The sequence below is a fragment of the Monashia sp. HAY1-5C genome, from assembly GCF_056755255.1.
The window spans coordinates 1-277 of sequence record NZ_JBPGXG010000338.1; the positions used below are offsets into that span (position 1 = coordinate 1).

1 protein-coding gene is annotated in these 277 nt (G+C 66.8%); it reads right to left on the bottom strand.

The window, feature by feature from the left end:
- The coding region (locus ACR9ZK_RS21930; protein ID WP_481344066.1) for a UbiA family prenyltransferase at positions 1-277 on the bottom strand (277 nt) is incomplete at both ends.

Sequence of the window (277 nt, forward strand, 5' to 3'; positions counted from 1 at the left end):
GTACGACGGCGAGCCGCACCGTCCGCCGGGCGCCAATCACCGTGGCGATGGAGCCGATGCCGGCCTGCCTGTCGGGTTCGATGTCCTGGACGGCGCCGAAGGCATGGGCCGCAATGCCCCAGAGGAAGAACGCGGCCAACAGGATAAGGAGACCGGGCGTTACGTCGGCGCCCGCCAACACCAAACCGACGACGGCGGGACTTACGAAGTGCGTACTGGACGTCAACGAGTCCAAGACCGTGCGTTCCTTGAAGCGGAGTCCCGCCACGGAGTAGGC